The sequence below is a fragment of the Synechococcus sp. R55.4 genome (genome assembly GCF_047461935.1).
Taxonomy (GTDB): Bacteria; Cyanobacteriota; Cyanobacteriia; order Thermostichales; family Thermostichaceae; genus Thermostichus.
This window is the reverse complement of record NZ_JANSIF010000006.1, coordinates 40,233-61,085: the sequence shown is the minus strand read 5'-3', so window position 1 is coordinate 61,085 and position 20,853 is coordinate 40,233. Positions and strand designations below refer to the sequence as shown.

Annotated in this window: 16 protein-coding genes; 5 read left to right on the top strand and 11 right to left on the bottom strand. The window is 60.1% G+C overall.

Translation table 11 applies throughout. From position 1 onward, the window contains the following. Positions 1–3: 3 nt before the first annotated feature. From NW842_RS02655 to NW842_RS02645, 3 genes are all read right to left on the bottom strand, one after another. On the bottom strand, positions 4–2,910 hold the full coding sequence (locus tag NW842_RS02655; RefSeq protein ID WP_414373350.1) for a GAF domain-containing protein: 2,907 nt from the start codon (positions 2,908–2,910) through the stop codon (positions 4–6). A gap of 610 nt (positions 2,911–3,520) precedes the next feature. Beyond that, the gene (locus NW842_RS02650) at positions 3,521–4,144 is read right to left on the bottom strand and encodes an NADPH-dependent FMN reductase (protein WP_414373352.1); all 624 of its coding nucleotides are present in this window, start codon (positions 4,142–4,144) and stop codon (positions 3,521–3,523) included. Between the two features lie 145 nt (positions 4,145–4,289). Then, positions 4,290–6,566, bottom strand: coding sequence for a fused MFS/spermidine synthase (locus NW842_RS02645; RefSeq protein ID WP_414417416.1), 2,277 nt, complete (start codon positions 6,564–6,566; stop codon positions 4,290–4,292). Positions 6,567–6,900: 334 nt separating this feature from the next. Here NW842_RS02645 and NW842_RS02640 point away from each other — a divergent pair, with 334 nt between their 5' ends. Next, a complete protein-coding gene (locus tag NW842_RS02640) occupies positions 6,901–7,854 on the top strand; it encodes an alpha/beta fold hydrolase (protein ID WP_414357269.1) in 954 nt (317 codons plus the stop codon). A 66-nt stretch (positions 7,855–7,920) separates the two neighbouring features. Here the strand turns inward: NW842_RS02640 and NW842_RS02635 are convergent, their stop codons facing one another. Beyond that, positions 7,921–8,403, bottom strand: coding sequence for a pyridoxamine 5'-phosphate oxidase family protein (locus NW842_RS02635; protein WP_414357271.1), 483 nt, complete (start codon positions 8,401–8,403; stop codon positions 7,921–7,923). Positions 8,404–8,602: 199 nt separating this feature from the next. Between NW842_RS02635 and NW842_RS02630 the strand changes: the two genes are divergently transcribed. After that, complete coding sequence (locus NW842_RS02630; protein ID WP_414349692.1) at positions 8,603–8,824, top strand: high light inducible protein; 222 nt, start codon at positions 8,603–8,605, stop codon at positions 8,822–8,824. 340 nt (positions 8,825–9,164) lie between these two features. Here the strand turns inward: NW842_RS02630 and NW842_RS02625 are convergent, their stop codons facing one another. From NW842_RS02625 to NW842_RS02615, 3 genes are all read right to left on the bottom strand, one after another. Further along, positions 9,165–11,351, bottom strand: coding sequence for a CHASE2 domain-containing protein (locus tag NW842_RS02625; protein ID WP_414417415.1), 2,187 nt, complete (start codon positions 11,349–11,351; stop codon positions 9,165–9,167). 175 nt (positions 11,352–11,526) lie between these two features. Next, positions 11,527–13,665, bottom strand: a complete 2,139-nt coding sequence (locus NW842_RS02620) for a polyribonucleotide nucleotidyltransferase (RefSeq protein ID WP_011433060.1) — start codon at positions 13,663–13,665, stop codon at positions 11,527–11,529. Between the two features lie 59 nt (positions 13,666–13,724). Next, positions 13,725–14,006, bottom strand: coding sequence for a MoaD/ThiS family protein (locus NW842_RS02615; protein ID WP_414349689.1), 282 nt, complete (start codon positions 14,004–14,006; stop codon positions 13,725–13,727). A 282-nt stretch (positions 14,007–14,288) separates the two neighbouring features. Between NW842_RS02615 and NW842_RS02610 the strand changes: the two genes are divergently transcribed. Together NW842_RS02610 and NW842_RS02605 are read left to right on the top strand one after the other, a co-directional pair. Then, on the top strand, positions 14,289–15,221 hold the full coding sequence (locus NW842_RS02610) for an arylamine N-acetyltransferase family protein (protein ID WP_414417414.1): 933 nt from the start codon (positions 14,289–14,291) through the stop codon (positions 15,219–15,221). A 59-nt stretch (positions 15,222–15,280) separates the two neighbouring features. Beyond that, positions 15,281–16,921, top strand: coding sequence for a 2-isopropylmalate synthase (locus NW842_RS02605; protein WP_414417413.1), 1,641 nt, complete (start codon positions 15,281–15,283; stop codon positions 16,919–16,921). Between the two features lie 130 nt (positions 16,922–17,051). On the opposite strand, the gene NW842_RS02600 is transcribed toward NW842_RS02605, so the two are convergent. The 4 genes from NW842_RS02600 to NW842_RS02585 form a co-directional block, all read right to left on the bottom strand. Then, positions 17,052–18,080 carry an ATP-binding cassette domain-containing protein gene (locus tag NW842_RS02600; protein ID WP_011433056.1) on the bottom strand — a complete coding sequence of 343 codons (1,029 nt, stop codon included), beginning with the start codon at positions 18,078–18,080 and terminating at the stop codon, positions 17,052–17,054. A gap of 133 nt (positions 18,081–18,213) precedes the next feature. Then, entirely contained in the window at positions 18,214–18,417 is a 204-nt protein-coding gene (locus NW842_RS02595) for a phycobilisome linker polypeptide (RefSeq protein WP_011433055.1), read from the bottom strand. Between the two features lie 166 nt (positions 18,418–18,583). Continuing rightward, positions 18,584–19,069 carry an allophycocyanin subunit beta gene (gene apcB, locus NW842_RS02590; RefSeq protein ID WP_011433054.1) on the bottom strand — a complete coding sequence of 162 codons (486 nt, stop codon included), beginning with the start codon at positions 19,067–19,069 and terminating at the stop codon, positions 18,584–18,586. A gap of 63 nt (positions 19,070–19,132) precedes the next feature. After that, entirely contained in the window at positions 19,133–19,618 is a 486-nt protein-coding gene (locus NW842_RS02585; RefSeq protein WP_414331342.1) for an allophycocyanin, read from the bottom strand. A 342-nt stretch (positions 19,619–19,960) separates the two neighbouring features. Here NW842_RS02585 and hslO point away from each other — a divergent pair, with 342 nt between their 5' ends. Continuing rightward, positions 19,961–20,851, top strand: a complete 891-nt coding sequence (hslO, locus tag NW842_RS02580) for an Hsp33 family molecular chaperone HslO (RefSeq protein ID WP_414328989.1) — start codon at positions 19,961–19,963, stop codon at positions 20,849–20,851. Positions 20,852–20,853 lie beyond the last annotated feature (2 nt).

Here is a 20,853-nt window from a genome sequence, read left to right as displayed (position 1 = left end):
TTCCTACCCAGGGGGATGGGGCTCGTCGCTGCCCATCGGCAGGAGCAGCCGAGAGACACAACGCCCATCGGAAGAGAGGTAAAAGGAGAGCTGGCCCCCCATCCGCTGCACCACCCGTTGACACAGGCTGAGTTCCAGACCAGGACTTACCGATAGAGGCGACTTGAGCAGAGGATCCGCGTAGATCACCTGGTTCGGATCCAACTGAAGGGCGGCCATCAGGTGAGGGTCGAAGCTGCCCTGATCCACCACCAGCAGCTCTGCATAGCCAAAGGGCTCCGCATCGCTATCGCGAACGCTGGCTTGGCTCCACAGATCCAGCCGCCCCCCTTCCGGGCTGCGCAAACCAGCGGCTGTCAACACCTCCCAGAGCACCATCTCCAGTCGTTCGGGATCCCCCTGGACGGCAATGCTCATGTCCCCATGGGCCCGCGGCCACAGCTTGCGTTTTTGGGTCAGGGCCTCCACTCGGCGTAGGCTTTTGCGCACCAAGGTTGCCAAGGGCACCGACCGCGACTGCGGCTGCACCTGCCAAGTTTCCGACTGCAACAACGGCCTTGTGGAGACGGTCAGATCCCGCAGCCCTCTGCCAATTTCCACTACTTTTTGCCAGCGGGTGGCTTCGTCTCCGGGGATCTCCGGCACCTGACCCAGGCGGTGCAGGCTGTCCAGAAGGGCATTCTGCATATCCAGCAGGCGGCGGTGCTTGTACCAGTTCAACTCCCTGAGCACCTCCTGCCGCTCTTGCAAAGTTTGCATCCAGAGCAAGCGCCGCACCGTCCAGCCGCAGGTCTGGGCGATCAACATCACAGCCGCCCGCTCGTCGGGATCCCAAACCTTGCCCGCTTCTGCCCCCAAGATCAAAACTCCCAAAGCTCCCGCCTGCGAGGAGTTTGTCTCCCCCAGCGCCACCAGCAGCCAGGATCCCAGGCCGGCAGCAAAGTGCTCCGCACCGCTGACGCGACTGAGCCAAGTGCGGCTGGCAGGGGGGATCTGCTCCTGGGTGAGCGGCAGAGGTTCTGCCGACTGCAGCGCGTAGGCCAGTAGGGGATCTTGCAGATCGATCTCGGTGGGGCCGGTCTCCGTCCCGGCAGCAAAAGATGGCTGGAGCTGAGCCCGGCTCTCCCCCGGCTGCCAACTGACCACCAGCGCCAGAGGGATCCCCAGCAATTGGGCCGTCTGTCGGACGGTGGTGGTGTACAGATCTGACAAGGTGGCCAAGTTTGGCAAGGTTGAACAAGTGGCGATCAGGCCCTTGAGCAATTGCTCTTGTCGTTGCCGGCGTTGTTCTGACCGAATTTGCCGCAGGATCACCCCCACCTGTTGGGCAATCCCCCGCAGCAGTTGCCGCTCTTCCCGGCTCCAGGCCCGTAGCTGGGGATGCAACACCAAGAGCAGCCCTTCCACGGGTGTGTTGGCCCCGGTATGGGTCAGCATCAGGGAACGAACTCCTGCCAGTTCCTGCCGCCAAGAGAGCAGGCGCAGATCTTGGTCGTAGTTTTCTGCCACCACCACCTCGCTGCGCATGAGATCCTGCCAGTCCTGGTCGCTCAGAGGGCTGAACTGCTGCGGCAAAGTCTGCTTGCCCTGTTGCTCCGCGACGCTGCGGTACTCGTAGAAGAGGCGGGGGATGGGGCTGTCGGGATCCACCGTCAACACGGCCACTGCACCGACTTTCAGGCGCTGGGCCAGGCCGACAACGGCTTGCTGGAGAGCCTGTTGCAGCTCCGCCGGGTTGTAAAGCGAGCGGCCCACCTGCTGCACAAACTCTTGGTCATCGGCCAACTGGCGAATGCGGCGATCCAGATTTTCCAGAGGGCTGGCCAGGGCCAACCCATTGGCGGCAGCGGCCACCAACTGTCGCTCAGCGGCTTGCCAGGTACGGGGCACATCGGATTGCACCCAGATAAACCCCAGCAGATCCTTCTCCAGCAAAATCGGGGCTGCCAAAACAGCCTGGGCTCGCAACTGCTGCATCAGCTTGGGGGGAACCTCAGAGCGAGTCGTCCCTGTGCCGCCCACCACCACCTGGCCATCGGCGAGGGTGTAGTACATGTCCCCCAATTCCCGCAGCGAAAGGCTGACCTCTCCTGTCGGCCCTGCTCCGACTTTCTCCGCCCCGCTGTCGCGAACAGCTTTGGGGACGCTCCCGTGGGGAACGAACTGACCCTGGCTGCGCTCGTGCCAATACACCTGAATGTGGACAGCGCCCAGAAAAGACTGTAACTCCTGCCTCACCAGGCTGACCCGTTCCTGCAGGGATCCCACCTGGCGCATCGCCGTTCCCAACCTCAGGAGCGGATCCTCAAGGCGCTTTTCGGTCTGCTGCTGCCAAGCGTTTTCCAACTCCTGCAGAGAGGCTGCCAACTGCCCCAGCAAAATTCCCAAGAGAGCCTTTTCGTCCTCACGGGTGGTAACCCCCCACATTTGGGATCCCAGCATCAGGATCCCCAAGCAGCGCCGCCGTCCCACTGCCGTTCGCGACAGCGGGCCGTAGGCCGAGAAGGGATAAATGAAACAGCCCTGGATCCCGCCCAGTCGCCTGGCCTCCCGCTGCCAAATGCCCATGCGCGGCTCCTGAGAGAGGTCAGGCAGGCTGATCGGTCGCTGCTCGATCACCACCTGCTCCAGGATCTCCCCCGGCTGTAGAGGATGCACCGCTCGCAGTAGGGTTTGATCCTCAAGAAGGGTCACTCCCCCCTGGCCCACCAACTGATGATTTTGATAATCGTAAAAGGCCAGCCAGACCAGCGGCGCCCCAAACACCGCCCCGACATAGTCGAGGGTGAGCTGAATCAGCCCATTGGCATCCGTTTGCTCTCGCATCTGTTGCAATGTCGCTTGCAGGGCCACCAGGGGAGATATTGACCCAGCTCTATCCGAAGAATAAGGGGGAACAGACTGAACCATACCTGTGTGGATCTATTCCGCAGGTTCCTCTGCAAGCCAATGCCGTATCAGCCAGACTTCAGCTCGTCTCTGTTATGAGCCTTCTCGTCTCCCTGCTTCCTTGTTACTGGGCAACACTGACACAAAAAAGCGAGGAGAAGCGAGCCCGGACTTGTTGCTGTTTGAAACAACTATAGCCCCCAGATGAAAGGCTGGGTAGCAATAGGGGCAGCCGAAGTCTTTGACATGCTCCCCCGCCTAAAGGCAGGGGATTCCGGTTCCTGGTTCTGCGACAACTTGCCGTGTTGGGTTGCCCCTCCACAACAGCGGTGCTCATCTCCCCAGGCGTTCCCCCAAGCGCTACGCGCCACTGATGCAAGCGCAGGGCGGTTTCCTCTCGCGCCAGCGGGACAGAATCCTTATGCCCTTAGGTACCGTTGCGAACAACAACTAAAAAACCTATTGAGGTTGCATCCAGTCGTGAGACTGTTGGGCTTAAGGCCTACGGCCCGCTTACGCGAATAGAGCGGTTGATTACCCTGCCGCTGCGGGCAGCATAGCACACAGCCGCCCTAAAGCGCGGGGCTTTAGACCCAGTTTTTTGGTAAGTGATTAAGTAATTAATTTGGGGTTAATTGTGGGAAGGCTTCACAACTGGGATCCCGCGCAGCTTGTGAGTATGGGTCACCAAGCTCTGGACAAAGTGTTGAAAGCGCTGTTGTAGCTTCTCGTCTTTGAGATTGCCTTGCTCGTCAAAAGCGTTCCAAGCCCGACCGATGGCGATTTGCTCTGGGATCACCCAGCCATGCACCCAACGCACAATCAAGCGCATCTGGTTCAGGGTATTGCTGTTGCTCTCGCCGCCCAAAACGCTGATTAACCCAAAGACCTTACCCTCCAGTTGCTCAAAACTCAACAGATCCAGTGCATTTTTCAGGCTGCCGCTGATGCCGCCGTGGTACTCCGGGCTGGCTAGGATGATCCCATCCGCCCGCTTCATGGTTGCTCGTAGGACTGCCACATCGGGATAATCCGCATAGGACTCCGAGCCATCCACAAAGGGCAACTTCATCTGCCGCAGATCGAGGATGTGCAACGGGGTCCCCAACTTCTCAAACTCGCGCCGCGCCACCTCCAGCGCCTGGTACGTTAAGGAATTGGGCCGCAGGCTGCCCCCGATTGCCACGAAACGGGCCTCAGAGGCTTCAGCCATGGTGGTTTGAGGATCGACAGTAAGGGCTTGCAGAGGAGACATGAGCCGGGTTCCTGAGCAGACATTAGTTACGTTGCAAACAATCATAACTCATACCAACTCCGAGTTGTAAAGATTTCTTTAACTTTTCTGCTCCCCAACCCTAATGCATTCGCCGAAGCGTTGCATAGCGATAACAGCCGGATTCCTATCCAGAACTGGGGATCTGGATACCTCTCGGCAAAGGGATCCAAGGCCAGCGGATCACCTGCAGCAGGTTGGAAAAGTCATCCCGCCAGACGGGATCCCCGGCTTGGGGCAAAAGGGGCTGCCAGGGATCCGGTTCCTGCATGGCTTTAGGGTTTTTGGCCAAAGGACTCCGCTCCGCTAACACGGTCGCCGTTCGCTCAATGGGCGTAGCCTTAGCGTCGCGTAGCGATAACAGCACCCAGTGGGAAGGGGCCAGCCCCGCCTGTCGTTGCTCAGGGGAGAGATCCCGATGGGCTTGGTGCCAAGCGTGGAGCTGCAGGGATCCGGCCAGGCCAGCCAACAGCGGGGCCAGGTCGAGGTGGCGGTTGGTGATGTTGAAGAGCAGCCAGCCGTGGGGCTTGAGCTTGCTGAGGTAGAGGGCCAAAGCCTCTTGCGTGAGCAAATGCACCGGCACTGCGTCAGAGCTGAAGGCGTCCATCACCATCAGGTCATAGCTGCCCTCTGGGATCCCCTTGAGGCTGAGCCGGGCATCACCGAGGATGACCTGCACCCGCGCCCGCGTCTGGGCCCACCGGAGATAGGAAAAATAGCGCCCCGCCCAATCGGCCACGGTGGGATCCAACTCGAAAAACGTCCACTCATCCCCTGGCTCGGCATAGGCGGCCAACGTGCCGATCCCCAGCCCCAACACCGCAATGGCGGGCGTGGGATCCACAGTCTGGGCTCTGAACGCCGCAAACACCTGCCCAACCGGCCCAGACCGAGAAAAATAGGTCAGCGGCTCCAGCGCTTTTTCCGGGTCCAAGTTTTGGCTGCCGTGTAGAGTGGTGCCGTGCAGAAGGCTGCGGAAGGATCCCTGCTCAGTTTGGTATTCCACGATCCGGTTGAGGCCGAAGGCGCTGCGCTCGCTGTGGATCACCTGCAGTCCCGGCTGCAGCCAGGGTTGCCCCAGCAGCACAACCAACCCCGCCATTGCTCCCACCCAACCGACCTTGGCCTGCCAGCCAGGGGCTCCGCTCTGCTGCTGTGAACGGCTCTCCCCTGACACCAACAGCGCCAGCACCGCCCAGCCCAACGCCAAACCCACCCCAGCGCCCACCTGCAGCAACGCCTGCGGTTGAAAGTGCAACAGCAGCAAAGGCAGGAGCAGCCCCAGCCCCAGCCACAGGCCCACCCGCCCCCCCTGCGCCCCTAGCACGGCCAGCGACATCCCCAGCAACAGGGGATATTCCAGCACCGTCTCAAACACCTGCGGTGCCAAGAGGGCAGAGAACATTCCCCCCAAACTCCCCCCCAAAGCCAGCCACAGGTAAAACTGCGTCAACTGCTCCACCGGCGGGCGACGGCAAGCCAACCGGCTGTGGCAGCCCCAGCTCACCAGCCCAAAGGTGGTCAGATGCAGCGGCAAAAGCAAAAAACCCGGCCTCACCCAGCCCAAGACCTGTGTCCCCACCGCCCCGCAGGCCAGAAGAGCTGTCGTTCCCAAAACCCCCTTATTGGGGTGGATCCCCCCGAAAGCCAGCATGAGTGTCAGCAGATAGATCCCCAGAGGAATGGCCCACAACAGGGGCACTGCCGCCACGTCGGTGGTCAACAAGGTGGTGACCGCCACCAACAGGCCCGCCGGCAAAAAAGCCAGACCCGCCCAGCGCCAACGCTCTCGCCAGGAAACAGTCAAATCCCCCGGAGCAGCGCCGGATCCCTGGGAATCTGCCCCGCGTTCTTGTTGCTCCGCAACGCTGTTGCGACTGAGCAGCAGACCCACCCCGCTTAGCAGCACCAGGGCTGCCACCAGCGCGTAGGATCCCGTCCACAGGAGAGTTTGCCAAGCCAAAGACAGACGAGGCTCCAACACCAGCGGGTACCCCAGCAGCCCGCCCAAGCTGCCGGCATTGCTGGCCACATAGAGAAAATAGGGATCCAAAGCCTCCCGTTGCCCCGCGACCCCTCTTGCCGCCAACCCCCGTTGCAGCAACGGCGTCGTCGCCGACAGGAGAAACAGCGGCACCCCAGCTCCCAAAGTCAAGTTTGCCAACAGAGCGAGAGGGGGCCACCATCCTTCCGGTTGGCCGGGGATCCCCAGCTGAAAGGGCAGAAGCCTCAGCCCGACCAGCAGCAAGATCCCGTGGATCAGCACCCCCATCCTGGGATTGAGGCCGCGCCCCAGCCGGTCTGCCCACAGGTAGCCCAAAAGCAGGGTGGCCTGAAAAAAGGCCAGGCAGGTATTCCACACCAGGGGGGATCCCCCCCACAGCGGCAGCAGCAACTTGCCCACCAACAACTGTCCCCAGAAGAGGCAAAAAGCGCTACCAAACAAGCTGAGGCCAACTAGCCAAACCAAAGCCGACCCACCGCAAAACCCTCAACTGCCAGTATTCCCCACTTTCTCCCGGAAGCTTGAGATGGGATGTTGTAGCCGCTTGGTGGTGCCCCTTGGGATCACCCAACTCAGAGGAAGGCCGATCCTTGTTCCTCGATTCAAGTGCGCCAACGGGTGGAAGGGGGCCACCCTCCGCCAGTACTCTCAGTTGCCCCGATCACAAGGACTTTGTCCCGCTGTCGCGAACGGTTAGGATCGCAACGCTGACTCAAACCTACACTGCACCCCCATGTTGCCATGCAGCGCCAACGCGAACACAGAGCATCGCTGGCTCTGGCGTGACCAGCCCATTCGCTACCAACAGTCGGGATCCACAGGCCCAGCCGTGTTGCTCATCCATGGCTTTGGGGCCAGCAGCGACCATTGGCGGAAAAATTTGCCGGAGCTGGGGCAGCACTGTCAGGTGTATGCGATTGATTTGTTGGGGTTTGGGGGATCCGCCAAGCCTCTGCCGGGATCCCCTTTGCCCTACACCTTCGAGACCTGGGGATCCCTGGTGGCAGACTTTGTCCGAGAGGTGGTGGGCCAGCCAGTCTATCTGGTGGGCAACTCGATTGGCTGCATTGTGGCTTTGCAGGCGGCGGTTCTGGATCCAGCCCAGGTTTTAGGGGTAGCGATGTTGGATCCCTCGCTGCGGCTATTGCACGAGCGGAAACGGGGCCAGGTCTCCTGGCTGCGCCGCCAGTTTACCCCTTTGCTGCAATCCCTGCTGGGGTGGCCCCCCTTTGGTCGTTTCTTCTTTGCTCAGGTGGCCCAGGCTAGGGCCATTCGCAATATCCTCCTCCAAGCCTACGGGCGCAAAGAAGCGGTTACCGAGGAGCTGATCCAGCTTTTGCTCAAACCCGCTTTGGAGCCGGGGGCGGCAGAGGTCTTTTTGGCCTTTGTGCGCTACTCTCAGGGGCCTTTGGCTGAAGATCTCTTGCCTCAGCTCACCTGTCCCGTCTTGATCTTGTGGGGGGAAGCGGATCCCTGGGAACCCATTGCTCTGGGGCGGGCCCTGGCACAGTTTCCTTGCGTGGTGGGGTTCATCCCGTTGCCGGGGGTTGGCCATTGCCCCCAGGATGAAGCCCCCGAGCTGGTCAACCCGCTGCTTTTGGATTGGATCCGGGATCCCACCAAAAAACCTGAAAAAGGAGTTCGTTCCGCCGGGATCCCCTCACCCCCCCTGCAAGAGGAGAGCTAGGAAGTGGCGCAGCAGGAGCTTCCCCGTGCTGGGGAATGGCATGGGCTGCCCTTGGAATCCTCGTACCTACGCCCGACCGAGGTGCTCCAGTCGATCCAGGTTGGGGCCGCTCAGCCGGAATGCCTGGCCAAACCCCTGGATGAAGCTGCCAGCTTTGGGGATGATCTGACAGAAGTGAAAATCCGCCAAGCCCAGGATCATCTCGGCAATCTCGTACTTGGCGCGGTAGAGGGCTTCAAACCCCTGCGCCTGCGCCTCCTCGCGGCTGAGAAACTGGGCTTCTCCGCTCACCATCACCCGCGACAGGGCATGGTTACTGCGGGGATCCCCTGGGGTGGGCGGCTCGTGGATGAGCAGGCTGGCACGGGGATCTGCCCGCAAAGCCTGGGTGTGGCCAGAAAGATCGCTGATGACAATGGCAAAGCGCAAGGGATCCCGCTGCACCACAAAAGGCACCAACGACACCGCCGGGGATCCCTGCTCCAGCACCGCCAAGCTGGCCACCGGCTGGCCATCCAGCAGCATATTTAACTGTTCCAGCACCGACATGGTTGTCCTCCAGTCCCCTTGCTATTATCAGCTCCCCTGTACTGGGACAAGAGCCACAACCCTGCTTACAGGCTGTTCCTGGCCTGGTTGAACTCTGCCCGGCAGCTCGGAACATTGGGCGTCAACAACGTTGTAAATAAAACTTTACAATCCTATGCAAAGCGAGCTACGCTGGTGAAGAAAGCACAAGGAGAACCCTATGACCCGATATCGCTCCGTTGTCGTCGAAGAAGGTGGTCGGCTGAACAACTACGCCATCGAGCCGGAAATGTATGTGGACAGCACCCCCCGCGTGGGCTTCACCGAATATGCAGAGCGCTTGAACGGGCGTTTGGCAATGATCGGCTTTGTTGCCCTGATCCTGTTTGAAGCTCTGTCCGGTACCACCCTGCTCGGCTGGCTGCAATCCCTGGGCCGATAAGCCAAAGAACGCTTCCTAGGAAGAGGGCTGTCTCTAATCGCCGATTGACTGTTCGCGATAGTGGGACGGAGTCCTCACTTTGCTGCACAGTTCTCTACAACCTGATGTGCAAACGCTAGGCAGTTGTGCGAGTGTGCAGAGAGCGGGTGGTTAGGTTTATGTTTCTAGACCCCAGCTACCGTTTGAAATGTACCCCAAGCTCTGGGGGAACTAACGCCTGTGGAGACTCCTCTGGCGGGGTGGTAGGTCTAAAACCTACCGCTAGTCAAGGGTTGCTGAAGCAGGAAGAAAGCAACAGCGCTGAGCAAAAATCTGTTCTGTTCAGTGCTGTGTAGGTCTTTCAGAGCGGCATCTCCCAGTGCAGCTCGACATGGGTATGGCCTTCTGGGGTGCGGGTGCGATGCCAGGATCCCTTGGGTAGATAGCGGGCGATGGTGTTCATGGCCTTGCTGCCGTAGCCGCCGCTGAGGCCGGGAGCGTACTCGATGCCGTCATTGACCACAGAAAGGCAGCAGTGGCGATTCGTTTGGGCCAGCGACACTCTGACAAAGGAAGCATTGCCTTTGGGGGGTTGCACGTGGGCGATGACATTGCCGATGGCCTCTCGCAAGAAGCGCAAGATGTCTTCTCGCTGATCAAACCACTCGCCGGTGTTGGGCTCCTGCAGAGGTTGCAGTTGGCGCTCCACAGACAGCGTCAGGCTGCCCGCTTGGATCAGCTCGTCCAGATAGATCTCGATGCCGCGATGCAACCCCTCTCGCAAGCTGGGGGAGATGCGCAGCTTGGCGGCTAGGGTGCGCACATCGTTGAGCTGATTCCGGATCCCGCGTCCGATCCTCTCCAGTTGTTCGAGCAGGTGATCGTAGACGGCGGGGTCGGGCGACCTGCCTTGCTGCTGCTGCCATTGCAAGCTCTCCAAGTCGTCCATCACCACCTTCAACTCCTGCAGCTCCCGATCGTGAATGTCGGTGGCTACCCGGTAAAGCAACTTGCGGGCTTGGTCGATAGCTGCCTCCTGTTCGGCCCGACGCAGACGCTCCAATTCCTGCTGTTGGGCCAAGAGCCGCTCCTGATTCTCCACAATGATCAAAGTGAGCAGCAGGCTTACCCCCGTTAGCCCACTGGCCAAGGCTGGCAAGACGAGAGGCCAAACCCAACGCCACAGCAGAAACTGGGCCACAGCCCACCCTTCGTAAACGGCAAGCCCTACCATGGGTCGCAGGAGAAACTGCTGTTGCTTCCAGCCCCAATGGCTCAAAAGTGCTCCGCACCGCTGACGCGAACGTAGGGGGGGACGATAAAGCACCAAAAGCAGTCCCGTTCCCACTCCCAGCAGCAAGACCACCGCAACCGCCACCCCCCCCGGCACGGATTGGTAGACCTCCCCGGTGAGCAGGCTGGAGAGGACTTGCGCCTGCAGCTCCACCGCCGCAATCTGGGATCCATCCGCAGTCCGCACTGGGAAGGTTTCGGGGTAGCCGCCCACAAAACCCACCAGGACAATTTTGTCCCGCAATTGGTCGGCAACTTCGGGGTCAAGGGGAGGGATCCCTTCTTGGCCGCGGCAGGCTTGGCTGGGGTTGATCATCGGGGCAACAGACCCGGATCCTGCTTGTGGAACAGCCGGAGGGCAAACCTGTTCGATGGGGATAATGGGGATCCCGTGCTGGGATCCGAGGGGGTTGAATTGGATCGGCTGCAACCCCCGCTCGCGAAACCAGCGGCTGGCCCGCTCCGGGTCGTATTTGGCAAAAGCCAGAGCCTCGACCGAGGCGAACATCTGCTCCTCTTGGCTGTCGCGGCGCAGGTAGAGCCCCCGCAACTGGGCCTGGCGCAGGATCCCAGCACTGTCTACCCGATGTTGCACCACCCCCTGCACATGCTCTGGCGGCACCAGGTACTCCAGCCGCAGAGAAGAGAAGGGCAGAAAATGGTTGTAGATGTTAATCTCGGAGCGGCCAAAGCTCTCGCTGCTGCGGGTGGCCAGGACCAAGCGATCTGGGTAGCGCTGTACCACCTGACGCAGAGGGGCATCTAAGTTCTCGTTGCCCAGGTTTTGAGGTACCACAAAGCTGCTGGGCAGGTTTAGCACCACCACCCTGGCCTCAGCTTCTTCCAGTAGACGCAACGTCAGGCCGGCGTAGTTGGCCCGTTCCAGAAGGAAGTCAACTTGATGTTGGCCAAGGTGCTCTGCACCACTGGTGCGGCCATTGCTTTCCCCCTGTCCGCTGTTCCCGTTAGCGGGAACGTGCTCCGCACCGCTGTCGCGATCGAGTCCTATACGACCATCAATGCCGACGATCACCACCTCGGGAGAAGGCTGCTGAGGGCCACGCCAAGCGTACAGCCACTCCTGGGCGTCGCTCTCCATCCGCACCAACAAAGGATGCTGAGCAGAAAGGTTAAGCAGAGCAGCCCAACCCAAGCCCCAAGCCAACGCCCAGCCCAGCCGCCGCCGGGAGGGGGACAGTCGAGCTGGAGAAGTATAGCCTTGGCCAACGAGAAAGGGAGGGACGGGATCCGGCATATTGCAAAGGGCTTTGCACCGCTGACGCGACCACACGAACGGCAGTGCAGACGCGAGCCAGCTAAAAAGCGCTCCGCACCGCTGTCGCGATGGAGTTTTCTCTGCCATTTTGGCCGCTGCCGGCGGCTGTCGAGGGGATCCCTGGCCCCCCCGTTGCTGGGGGAAAACCGCAGCCTCAGTGGTGATGGTTGCGCACCCGCGCTGCTTCCTCAGGGCTAATGCCGAGGCGAGTGAGGTTGATGCGGCCTTTGTGATCGATGCTGCGCACCTTGACCACCACCTCATCCTCCACAGCCACCTCATCTTCCACCCTGCCGACGCGGTACTCCGCCAGTTGCGAAATGTGGATCATGCCTTCTTTGCCGGGCAAAAACTCCACAAAAGCGCCGATGGGGATGATGCGGGTCACCTTGCCCAAATACACCTGCCCCTCTTCCACCCGCCGCACCAGATTTTCGATCATCGCCCGCGCCGCCTCCGCCTGGCCGCCCACCGAGGAAGACACGGTGATCGTGCCATCGTCGCTGATGTCCACCTTGGCCCCCGTCGCTTCGGTGATGCCGCGCACGGTCTTGCCACCGGGGCCGATGATCTTGCCGATATCCTCGGGATCCACCTTGAACGTGAGCAGACGGGGAGCTGTTTTGGCCAACTGGGGTCGAGGGGCGGCAATGGTCTCCAGCATCTTGTCGAGGATGAACTCGCGCCCGGCCTTGGCTTGCCGAATGGCCTGCTCCACCACGTCAACGGTGATGCCGGTGATTTTCATGTCCATTTGCAAAGCAGTGATCCCCGCCCGCGTACCGGCCACCTTGAAGTCCATGTCGCCCAGAAAGTCCTCGATCCCCTGGATGTCGGTGAGGATGCGCACCTCGTCCCCCTCCTTGATAAGACCCATGGCCACCCCGCTGACCGGCGCTTTGATCGGCACCCCAGCATCCATTAGGGAAAGAGTGGAGCCACAGACGGATCCCATCGAGGTGGAGCCGTTGGAGGAGAGCACTTCCGAGACCACCCTCACCACATAGGGAAACTCCTCTTCCTTGGGCAGCACCGGCACCAAGGCCCGCTCCGCCAGCGCCCCATGACCAATCTCCCGCCGCCCCGGGGAGCGTGAAGGCCGCGTTTCTCCCACTGAAAAGCCCGGAAAATTGTAGTGGTGCATGTAGCGCTTCTCATCCACCGGGTGCAAGTCGTCCAGCTCCTGGGCATCGCCGGGGGTGCCGAGGGTGGTAATGGAAAGGACTTGGGTGAGGCCGCGATTGAACAGGGCACTGCCGTGCACCCTTGGGATCAAACCCACCCGGCAAGAGACCGGTCGCACCTCGTCCAGCTTGCGCCCATCCACCCGCACCCCCTCTTGCAGGATTTGCTGGCGCATCAGCTTCTTGAGCAGAGCCTTGAACTGGTTGTCCAACTCCTTGGGATTTTCCAGAAGATAGAGCCGCAAGGGATCCCCCTCTGGCCGTTCCTGGATTTGGGCCTCCAGCTTGGCCTTGAGCTCCTCCAGTTGCTGTTCCCGGCTGGTCTTGTCCAAAAACTGCCTGAGAATGGAGCGAATGCCCTCCTGAGCCTGCTCTTCTACAAAGGCAATCAGCTCCTCGTTTTTGGGGGGAGGGGGCAGCTCTACCGGGGTGATGTTGAGATCCGCCAGGACTTGCTGTTGGGCTTTGAGCAGCTCCTGGATGGCCTCGAAACCAAACTCGATGGCCTCCACCACATCCTTTTCCGGCAGTTGGTTGGCCCCGGCTTCCACCATGATCACGCCATCGGCACAGCCGGCCACCACCAGATCCAGATCGCCCGCCTCAATTTCGGCATAGGTGGGGTTGAGGATAAATTCATCCTTGACCAAGCCCACCCGCACCGCCGCCACGGGGCCATTGAAGGGGATGCGAGCGCCGTGAATGGCTAACGAGGCTCCCAAAATACACAACACATCGGGCGGCACCGTATCGTCCACCGAGAGGGTGGTGGCCACCACCTGCACATCATCCCGCAGCCATTCCGGGAACAACGGACGAATGGGTCGGTCTATTAAGCGAGAGATCAAAGTGGCCCGTTCCGGTGGCCGGCCTTCTCGCCGCAGATATCCCCCTGGGATCCGCCCCGCTGCGTAGAGGCGCTCTTCGTAATCGACCAACAAGGGCATAAAATCAACGCCAGGCCGGCCTGGCTGCCGTGTGGCGGTAACCAGAATCGAGGTTTCGCCCGAAGTCAGCCAAACCCCACACCCTGCCTGGGGGGCCATCAGCCCAATATTGATGTCAATTTCCCGCCCATAAAAGGAAATCGACCGAGTGTATTCTGCCATGTAACGCTTCGCCTTCTTTTTTTCTTGCCGCTATCGTAGCATTCTCCTTCTGTGCCTTTTCAGCCCCCGCTGACCGGAGGGATCAGGACGACTTCGTCTTCCGCCGATAGGTGGGTGTCGGCAGCTACAAAATTGAGGTTGAGACCGAAACGGGTTTGGGAGCGCCAAGGAGCCAAGCTGGGGTAGCGCTGGATCAGTTGATCGCACAGCTGCCCGACGGTGGTACCAGGGCTCACCTGCAGGCGCATCTCGGTTTGTCCGATTACTTCTTGATAGACGGCAAAGAGCTTCAGCGTGATGGGAAAAAGCTCATCGGAGGGCAAATTTTGGGCAGCAGCCATCGGTAGCGCTCCCACCTGCTTTGGACGGTCTTGTAAACCATCTTGGGCAAGCTTGGGCCTGGCCGTCCACCAGAATCCTCTGCCCATCTCCTACTCATCAGGGATCCCTACAACCCCAGAAAAATCGGCTCTGGAGAAGCGAAAAAATACCCGCCTCCTAGATCCCGGTGAGGGGTTGGGGCGTCGCCCAAACAAAACTGTTCTTTTAGCTCTGGCCGGGGATCCGGGGCAAGGCTAGGGTAGGCCAAAAGCTTGCTTGGCAGCCAACCGGCTTCTGTGCTGATGCTAGAGCCACTGACCCCCTCCCAAATCAGGGCCTACTTGGATCGGATCGGCTACGTTGGCCCCACCCAGCCCACCCTGCAAACCCTCCGCCAGATCCACCGAGCCCACCTGCTGCGGGTGCCGTTTGAAAATCTGGACATTCATCGGGGTCGTGCCATTCGCCTGGAGCGGGATTTCTTGTTCCAAAAAATCGTCCGAGAGCGGCGGGGCGGCTTTTGCTTTGAGCTGAACAGCCTGCTGGCCGCTGCCTTGCAGGGAATGGGGTTTTCGGTACACCTGCTCTCAGGACAGGTGAGCCGCGCCGTTTGCGCTACTCCGACGGAGTCCGATGTCCGCTTTGGACCTGAGTGCGACCACTTGGCTGTGCAGGTGAACATCGGCGATGAAGCCTGGCTGGCAGATGTGGGGTATGGGGAGGCCTTTCGCGAGCCGTTGCGGCTGGGGGATCCCGGGATTCAAGCCCAGGCTGAAGGACGCTACCGCCTCACCCCTTGGCCAGGGGATCCCACTGCTTGCCGTTATTGGCTCGTTCAGCAGGAACAGCCGGATCGCACCTGGAAAACTCTATTTCTTCTGGATCGGATCCCACGCTCCCTGCAGGAGTTCGAGCCCATGTGCCACTTTCACCAAACTTCGCCAGAATCGATGTTTACCCGGCTGCGCCTTTGCACCCTGGCCACTCCGACCGGACGGGTCACCCTCACCGCCCGCGCCAATGGCTCTTTCAAGTGGATCGAGACCACCCCAGAAGGCCGCCGGGAACGCCCTCTCAGGGATGAGAAAGAGTATGAACAACTGCTCGCCTGCGCCTTCGGGATCTGCCTTCCCCCATCTCCTGCCGCCGCTGGGGATCCCAGGGGAAAGGTTGCAAGACCCAAGCCCAATGACGTCTCAACAGAGCCCACCCAAATCTTCCCCAAACAAGGCTAGAACCCCTGCCAGTTAATGTCAGAATAATGAGGTAGTGTTTCGTTATCCCAGTAACCGTTATGGATGCTGCCGCGGTCGCCGGGTTTGATGGCCAAGCTTTGGATCATGTACTCATTTTCGACACCACCCTGCGAGACGGGGAGCAGTGCCCCGGCGCCACCCTCAACACCGAAGAAAAGCTGGCCATTGCCCGGCAGTTGACCCGGCTGGGCGTCGATATCATCGAAGCGGGGTTTGCCTATGCCAGCCCCGGTGACTTCGAGGCTGTGCAGAAAGTGGCCGAGCAGGTGGGAACCCCCGATGGCCCCGTGATTTGCAGCCTGGCCCGCGCCCTCAAGCCGGACATTGAGGCAGCCGCTGCAGCCCTAAAGCCCGCTGCCAAGCCCCGCATCCACACCTTCATCTCCACCTCCGACATTCACCTGAAGTATCAGTTGCGCAAAACCCGCGCTGAGGTGCTGCAAATTGCCGAGGAGATGGTGGCCTACGCCAAGTCCTTCGTGGACGATGTGGAGTTCTCCATGATGGACGCCACCCGCTCCGATCCCGAGTTCCTATACCAGGTCATCGAGGCGGCCATTCGGGCGGGGGCTACAACCATCAACATCCCCGATACCGTCGGCTATGTCATGCCGGAGGAGTTTGGCCAACTGATCAAGGGCATCCGCGAAAATGTGCCCAACATTAAGCAAGCGATCCTTTCCGTGCATGGCCACGACGATCTGGGGGTTTCGGTGGCCAACTTCTTGGAAGCGATTAAGCAGGGCGCCCGTCAGGTGGAAGTGACGGTCAACGGCATTGGTGAGCGGGCCGGCAACACAGCCCTGGAAGAGTTGGTGATGGCCCTGCATGTGCGGCGCAGCTACTTCAACCCCTACTTCGGCCTGCCGGTGGACTCCGAGAAGCCCCTCACCCACATCAAAACTCAGGAGATCTATCGCACCTCGCGCCTCGTCTCCAACCTCACTGGCATGTTGGTGCAGCCCAACAAGGCTATCGTCGGCTCCAACGCCTTTGCCCACGAATCTGGCATCCACCAGGACGGCATGTTGAAGAACCGCCAGACCTATGAGATCATGGATGCCCAGACCATCGGCCTGCAATCGAGCACCTTGGTGTTGGGCAAGCACTCGGGCCGCAACGCCTTTCGCACCCGCCTCAAAGAACTGGGGTTCGAGCTGTCAGAGCAGGATCTGAACAAGGCCTTCTTGCGCTTCAAAGAGCTGGCTGACAAGAAAAAAGAAATCTCCGACCTGGATCTGGAAGCGATTGTTAACGACGAAACTCGCCCGGTGCCCGAACTCTACCGCCTGGAGCATGTGCAAGTGGTGTGTGGCAATCGAGAGGCTCCCACCGCCACGGTGCGCCTGGTAACCCCGGAAGGGGAAGAGCGGGTGGACGCTGCCGTGGGCACAGGCCCGGTGGATGCGGTGTACAAGGCCATCAACCGCATTGTCAATATCCCCAACAAGTTAATCGAGTTTTCTGTCCAATCGGTTACTGCCGGCATCGACGCCATTGGGGAAGTCACCATCCGCCTGCGCCACGAAGACCGCATCTTTTCCGGCCATGCCGCCAACACCGACATCATCGTCGCTTCGGCCCAAGCCTACATGAATGCCCTCAACAAGCTCTACTCTGCGCTGCACGCGGCACGCTCGACGGCTGACCAGCGCGAGGCTGCTGCCCAGAAGATCTGAGGGAAGGGTTAGGGAATCCCAGTCGTTTCCAACAAAGCTGGGATCCTTCGCTGCTGACCCTCACCCCCAGCCCCTCTCCTCTTGGGGAAGAAGGGAGCCCACGCTCAACCTAACCCTGTTGCAAATGACCCTATGGGCTGGCCGAAGGGATCCCATCCGCAAACACCCGCCCGATCACTTCCTCGATGGGCGGGTCGGTTACCGTTAGATCCAGCACATCCAGCTCTGCCAAGAGCTTGGCCACCGTTTGGGTGAGCTGCTCCCGCTGCACCCACAGCCGCGCCTCACAGCTGCCCGGATCCCCGTCCGTGCGCACCTCTCCATAGAGCTGCAGTTGGGCAACAGGGCAAGGGCGAGCCAATTTCAACCTCACCTCTCGGTAGGGGGCAAAGCGCTCCAGCAATGCCTCGAGGTCGCCATCGTACATGAGCTGCCCCGCGTTGATGACCAGCACCCGTTGGCACAGCGCAGTAATATCGGCCATGTAATGGCTGGTCAACAGCACCGTTGCTCCATAGCGGCGGTTGTAATCCCGCAGAAATTGCCGCACGCCGGCCTGGGCGTTGACATCCAACCCCAAGGTGGGCTCGTCCAAAAACAAGATCTGCGGGCGGTGCAACAGAGCCGCCAACAGCTCCGCCTTCATCCGCTCCCCCAAGGAAAGCTTGCGCACTGGTTGCTTCAGCTTGCTTTCTAGGTCGAGCAGCTCCGCCAGCTCCCCCACCCGCTCCCGAAACTCCTTCTCAGGGATCTCGTAAACGGCAGCGTTGATGCGCAAAGAGTCCATTGCCGGCAGATCCCAAATGAGCTGCTGCTTCTGCCCCATCACCAGGGTGATCTGCCGCAAAAACGCCGGCTCCCGGCGGTAAGGCACATGACCCACCACTTGCACCGTGCCGCCGGACGGATAGATCAAACCAGTCAACATCTTGAGGGTAGTGGTCTTGCCCGCCCCGTTGGGCCCCAAAAATCCCACCATCTCCCCCGGCTGAACTTGAAAGCTCACGGACTGCACTGCCGGGATGTGGCGATAGGTGCGGCGAAAAAAGTGGCGCAGGGTGCCAACCACTCCGGGATCCTTGACGGCCACCGGGTAAACCTTGCTCAGGTTGTGGGCAGCGATGATTGGCTCCAACCGGGTCGGCACATCAGGCAACATCTACCCCCACCCCTACAAAACGGCCAGATCCGCTACCCCAACCCCAAGAACAGAGCTTCCAGAGCTGGGCATACCGGATCTGCAGAGGGCTATTTCTCAGTATCCGAGGGAAAGCAACGAACGAATAGGGGAACTACAGCAGTCCTACGTCCATCCCAGGCTTACCCGTGGCCAGCTCCACCTTCAGGATGCGGCCACCCGATTTCTGGATGCGCTGCTGTTCCCGAAACCAGTTCTCATAGGGCACCAGCTTGGTGAAGTAGGTATTTTGCAGCTCCCGCTGGGTGCGAATTCGGGTTTGGCTGGGCACACAGGCCGTGATCTTGAACATGCGCATGATATGGGATCCCCGCTCAACAACAAAATGGGCTATCTTGACCAGCAAAACAGGCGACTCACCCCAGAAAGCTCGCGTACTTCAGCTAGCACACCAGATCCCTGTGGCAAATCGCCCGCCGTGCTCGTTGAAGAATGCACCTCCCCTGAGGCAATGACGCCGGGAGTTAGCTCAGGCCAGAGCAGATGTAATCGAAGTACACCCCCATTTCCTTGCCGGCCTCAGCACCCACCAGAGCGGCAGTTACCTCTTTCATGGCTTGGATGGCCTGGATGGTTGCCCCAATGGGCACTCCCAGGGAATTGTAGGTCTCCTTGAGCCCGTTCAGCACCCGCTCGTCCAGAATGGAGGGATCCCCGGCCAGCATGGCGTAGGTGGCGTAGCGCAGGTAGTAGTCCATGTCGCGGATGCAGGCAGCATAGCGACGGGTGGTGTACATGTTGCCACCGGGACGGGTGAGATCGGAGTACAGCAACGCCTTGGCAGCAGCATCCTTGACGATGGTGGAGGCATTGGCCGCGATGGTGGCAGCCGCCCGCACCCGCAGCTCGCCTGTGGCGAAGAAGGCTTTCAACTTCTCCATGGCCGAGCTGTCCAGATACTTGCCTTGAACATCGTAGCTGTTGATTACAGCAGTAATTGCGTCTTGCATGATGAGCTTCCTAAATCCAAATCGACGAACAGCAAAGGGTTGTGCGGCAAAAACAATGAGGGATTAGCTCATTGCCCCCACCACAAAGTCGAAGTAGTAGCCGGCTTCAGCCGCATCGTCAGGAGAGAGCAGACCCATGGCCACCTGCTTCATTTGACGAATGCTCTCGGCCACCGCCGGAATGGGTGTGCCCAAAGAGTTGTACATCTCGCGAACACCCACCAGGCCGATCTCTTCGATTGGGGTGACATCGCCGGCAATGACACCATAGGTGATCAGGCGCAGGTAGTAGTCCATATCCCGCAGGCAAGTCGCCGTCATCTCTTCCCCGTAGGCATTGCCCCCCGGAGAGACAATGTCAGGGCGCTTCTGGAAGAGCTGGTCGGCAGCTTGTTTGACGATGCGCTCACGAGACTCGGTTAAGACTTGAGCAATGCGCAACCGCTTCTCACCCGAGGCAACAAAGGACTTGATCCGATCCAGTTCCCCCGGGCTGAGGTAGCGGGCCTCCGCGTCCGCGTTCACAATCGATTTCGTAACAACACTCATGGATATCCATCCTCAAGTCGATTTTTTAAAGAGTATGACGAGCATACCCGCAAGCTATTTTCCGATATGCTTGCCGTCTGCCATCTCAGATCTTCACACTTCTTAAAATCTCTCCCAGAAAAGGGACAGTCCCATTCCCGCCCCGACAGGGCAGTTCCCTCCCCAAAGTCCGGCAAGAGAGGGGCTACAATCTCACTTAGACTCACTTAGAATGAAGGCTGAGTCGCCAGGGGATCCCTGCAGGCTTGGTTTAAGACATGCGTTGAGGTTGCGATGACGGATGCCTCTGGGTCAGAACGATTGAAGCGAGCGAAAGGTATTTCTGAGGGTACGCCCTCATCTCTGCCGGATCACCTCATCCGGGCCACGGCGGCAGAAGGCAAAATCCGAGTGGTGGGCTTGGTGGCCACCCAGGCGGTACAAGAGGCAAGGGAGCGGCACAAGCTCTCCTATGTGGCGACAGTGGCCTTGGGGCGGGCCATGAGCGCAGCCCTGTTGCTGGCGGCCAACTTGAAGCGACGCCAGGCGCGGATTAACCTGCAACTGAAAGGGAATGGCCCCTTGGGCAACATCTGGGTGGATGCCGGCTTGGATGGCACGGTACGCGGGTATGTGAGCAACCCCGCCATTGAGCTTCCTCTCACTGCCGAGAGCAAGTTGGATGTGGGCCAAGCCGTTGGGCGCTATGGCTACCTCCATGTGCTGCGGGATCTGGGGTATGGCCAGCCTTACACCAGCGCGGTGGAGCTGGTTTCGGGAGAGGTGGGAGACGACATCACCTACTACCTCTCCTCCTCAGAGCAGATTCCCTCGGCAGTCCTTCTGGGAGTAAATCTCGACTCACAGCGGGTACGCGCCGCCGGCGGAGTGTTGTTGCAGCTGATGCCAGGGGCGCCGGCCAGTCTGATCCCAGAGATGGAAGCCCGTTTGGCCAAAGTGGAAGAATTTAGCCCGATGTTGGCTGGTGGCGGCGGCTTGCGGGAGCTGTTGCAAATCTGCCTGGGCGACTTGGATCTGAAAATTGCGCCGGAAATGCGCACCATCCGCTTCTACTGCAAGTGCAATTCCGACCGGGTGAAGGGGGCTCTGCGCATGCTGGGGCGGGACGAGTTGCTCGATATGATCCACACCGACAAGGGGGCAGAAGCGGTTTGCCAATTCTGCAACGAGGTCTACCGCATCTCGGAAGACGAGCTGCGCTCGATTGTGGCGGAGATGTCGGCCACCCCCTGATG

Bases quoted from the DNA above. Each gene is read 5' to 3' on its own strand.
- NW842_RS02650 (WP_414373352.1), bottom strand. From the start codon at position 4,144: ATGTCTCCTCTGCAAGCCCTTACTGTCGATCCTCAAACCACCATGGCT.
- apcB (WP_011433054.1), bottom strand. From the start codon at position 19,069: ATGCAAGACGCAATTACTGCTGTAATCAACAGCTACGATGTTCAAGGC.
- NW842_RS02640 (WP_414357269.1), top strand. From the start codon at position 6,901: ATGTTGCCATGCAGCGCCAACGCGAACACAGAGCATCGCTGGCTCTGG.
- NW842_RS02620 (WP_011433060.1), bottom strand. From the start codon at position 13,665: ATGGCAGAATACACTCGGTCGATTTCCTTTTATGGGCGGGAAATTGAC.
- NW842_RS02615 (WP_414349689.1), bottom strand. From the start codon at position 14,006: ATGGCTGCTGCCCAAAATTTGCCCTCCGATGAGCTTTTTCCCATCACG.
- NW842_RS02655 (WP_414373350.1), bottom strand. From the start codon at position 2,910: ATGGTTCAGTCTGTTCCCCCTTATTCTTCGGATAGAGCTGGGTCAATA.
- NW842_RS02630 (WP_414349692.1), top strand. From the start codon at position 8,603: ATGACCCGATATCGCTCCGTTGTCGTCGAAGAAGGTGGTCGGCTGAAC.
- NW842_RS02625 (WP_414417415.1), bottom strand. From the start codon at position 11,351: ATGCCGGATCCCGTCCCTCCCTTTCTCGTTGGCCAAGGCTATACTTCT.
- NW842_RS02605 (WP_414417413.1), top strand. From the start codon at position 15,281: ATGGATGCTGCCGCGGTCGCCGGGTTTGATGGCCAAGCTTTGGATCAT.
- NW842_RS02595 (WP_011433055.1), bottom strand. From the start codon at position 18,417: ATGCGCATGTTCAAGATCACGGCCTGTGTGCCCAGCCAAACCCGAATT.
- NW842_RS02635 (WP_414357271.1), bottom strand. From the start codon at position 8,403: ATGTCGGTGCTGGAACAGTTAAATATGCTGCTGGATGGCCAGCCGGTG.
- NW842_RS02600 (WP_011433056.1), bottom strand. From the start codon at position 18,080: ATGTTGCCTGATGTGCCGACCCGGTTGGAGCCAATCATCGCTGCCCAC.
- NW842_RS02610 (WP_414417414.1), top strand. From the start codon at position 14,289: ATGCTAGAGCCACTGACCCCCTCCCAAATCAGGGCCTACTTGGATCGG.
- NW842_RS02585 (WP_414331342.1), bottom strand. From the start codon at position 19,618: ATGAGTGTTGTTACGAAATCGATTGTGAACGCGGACGCGGAGGCCCGC.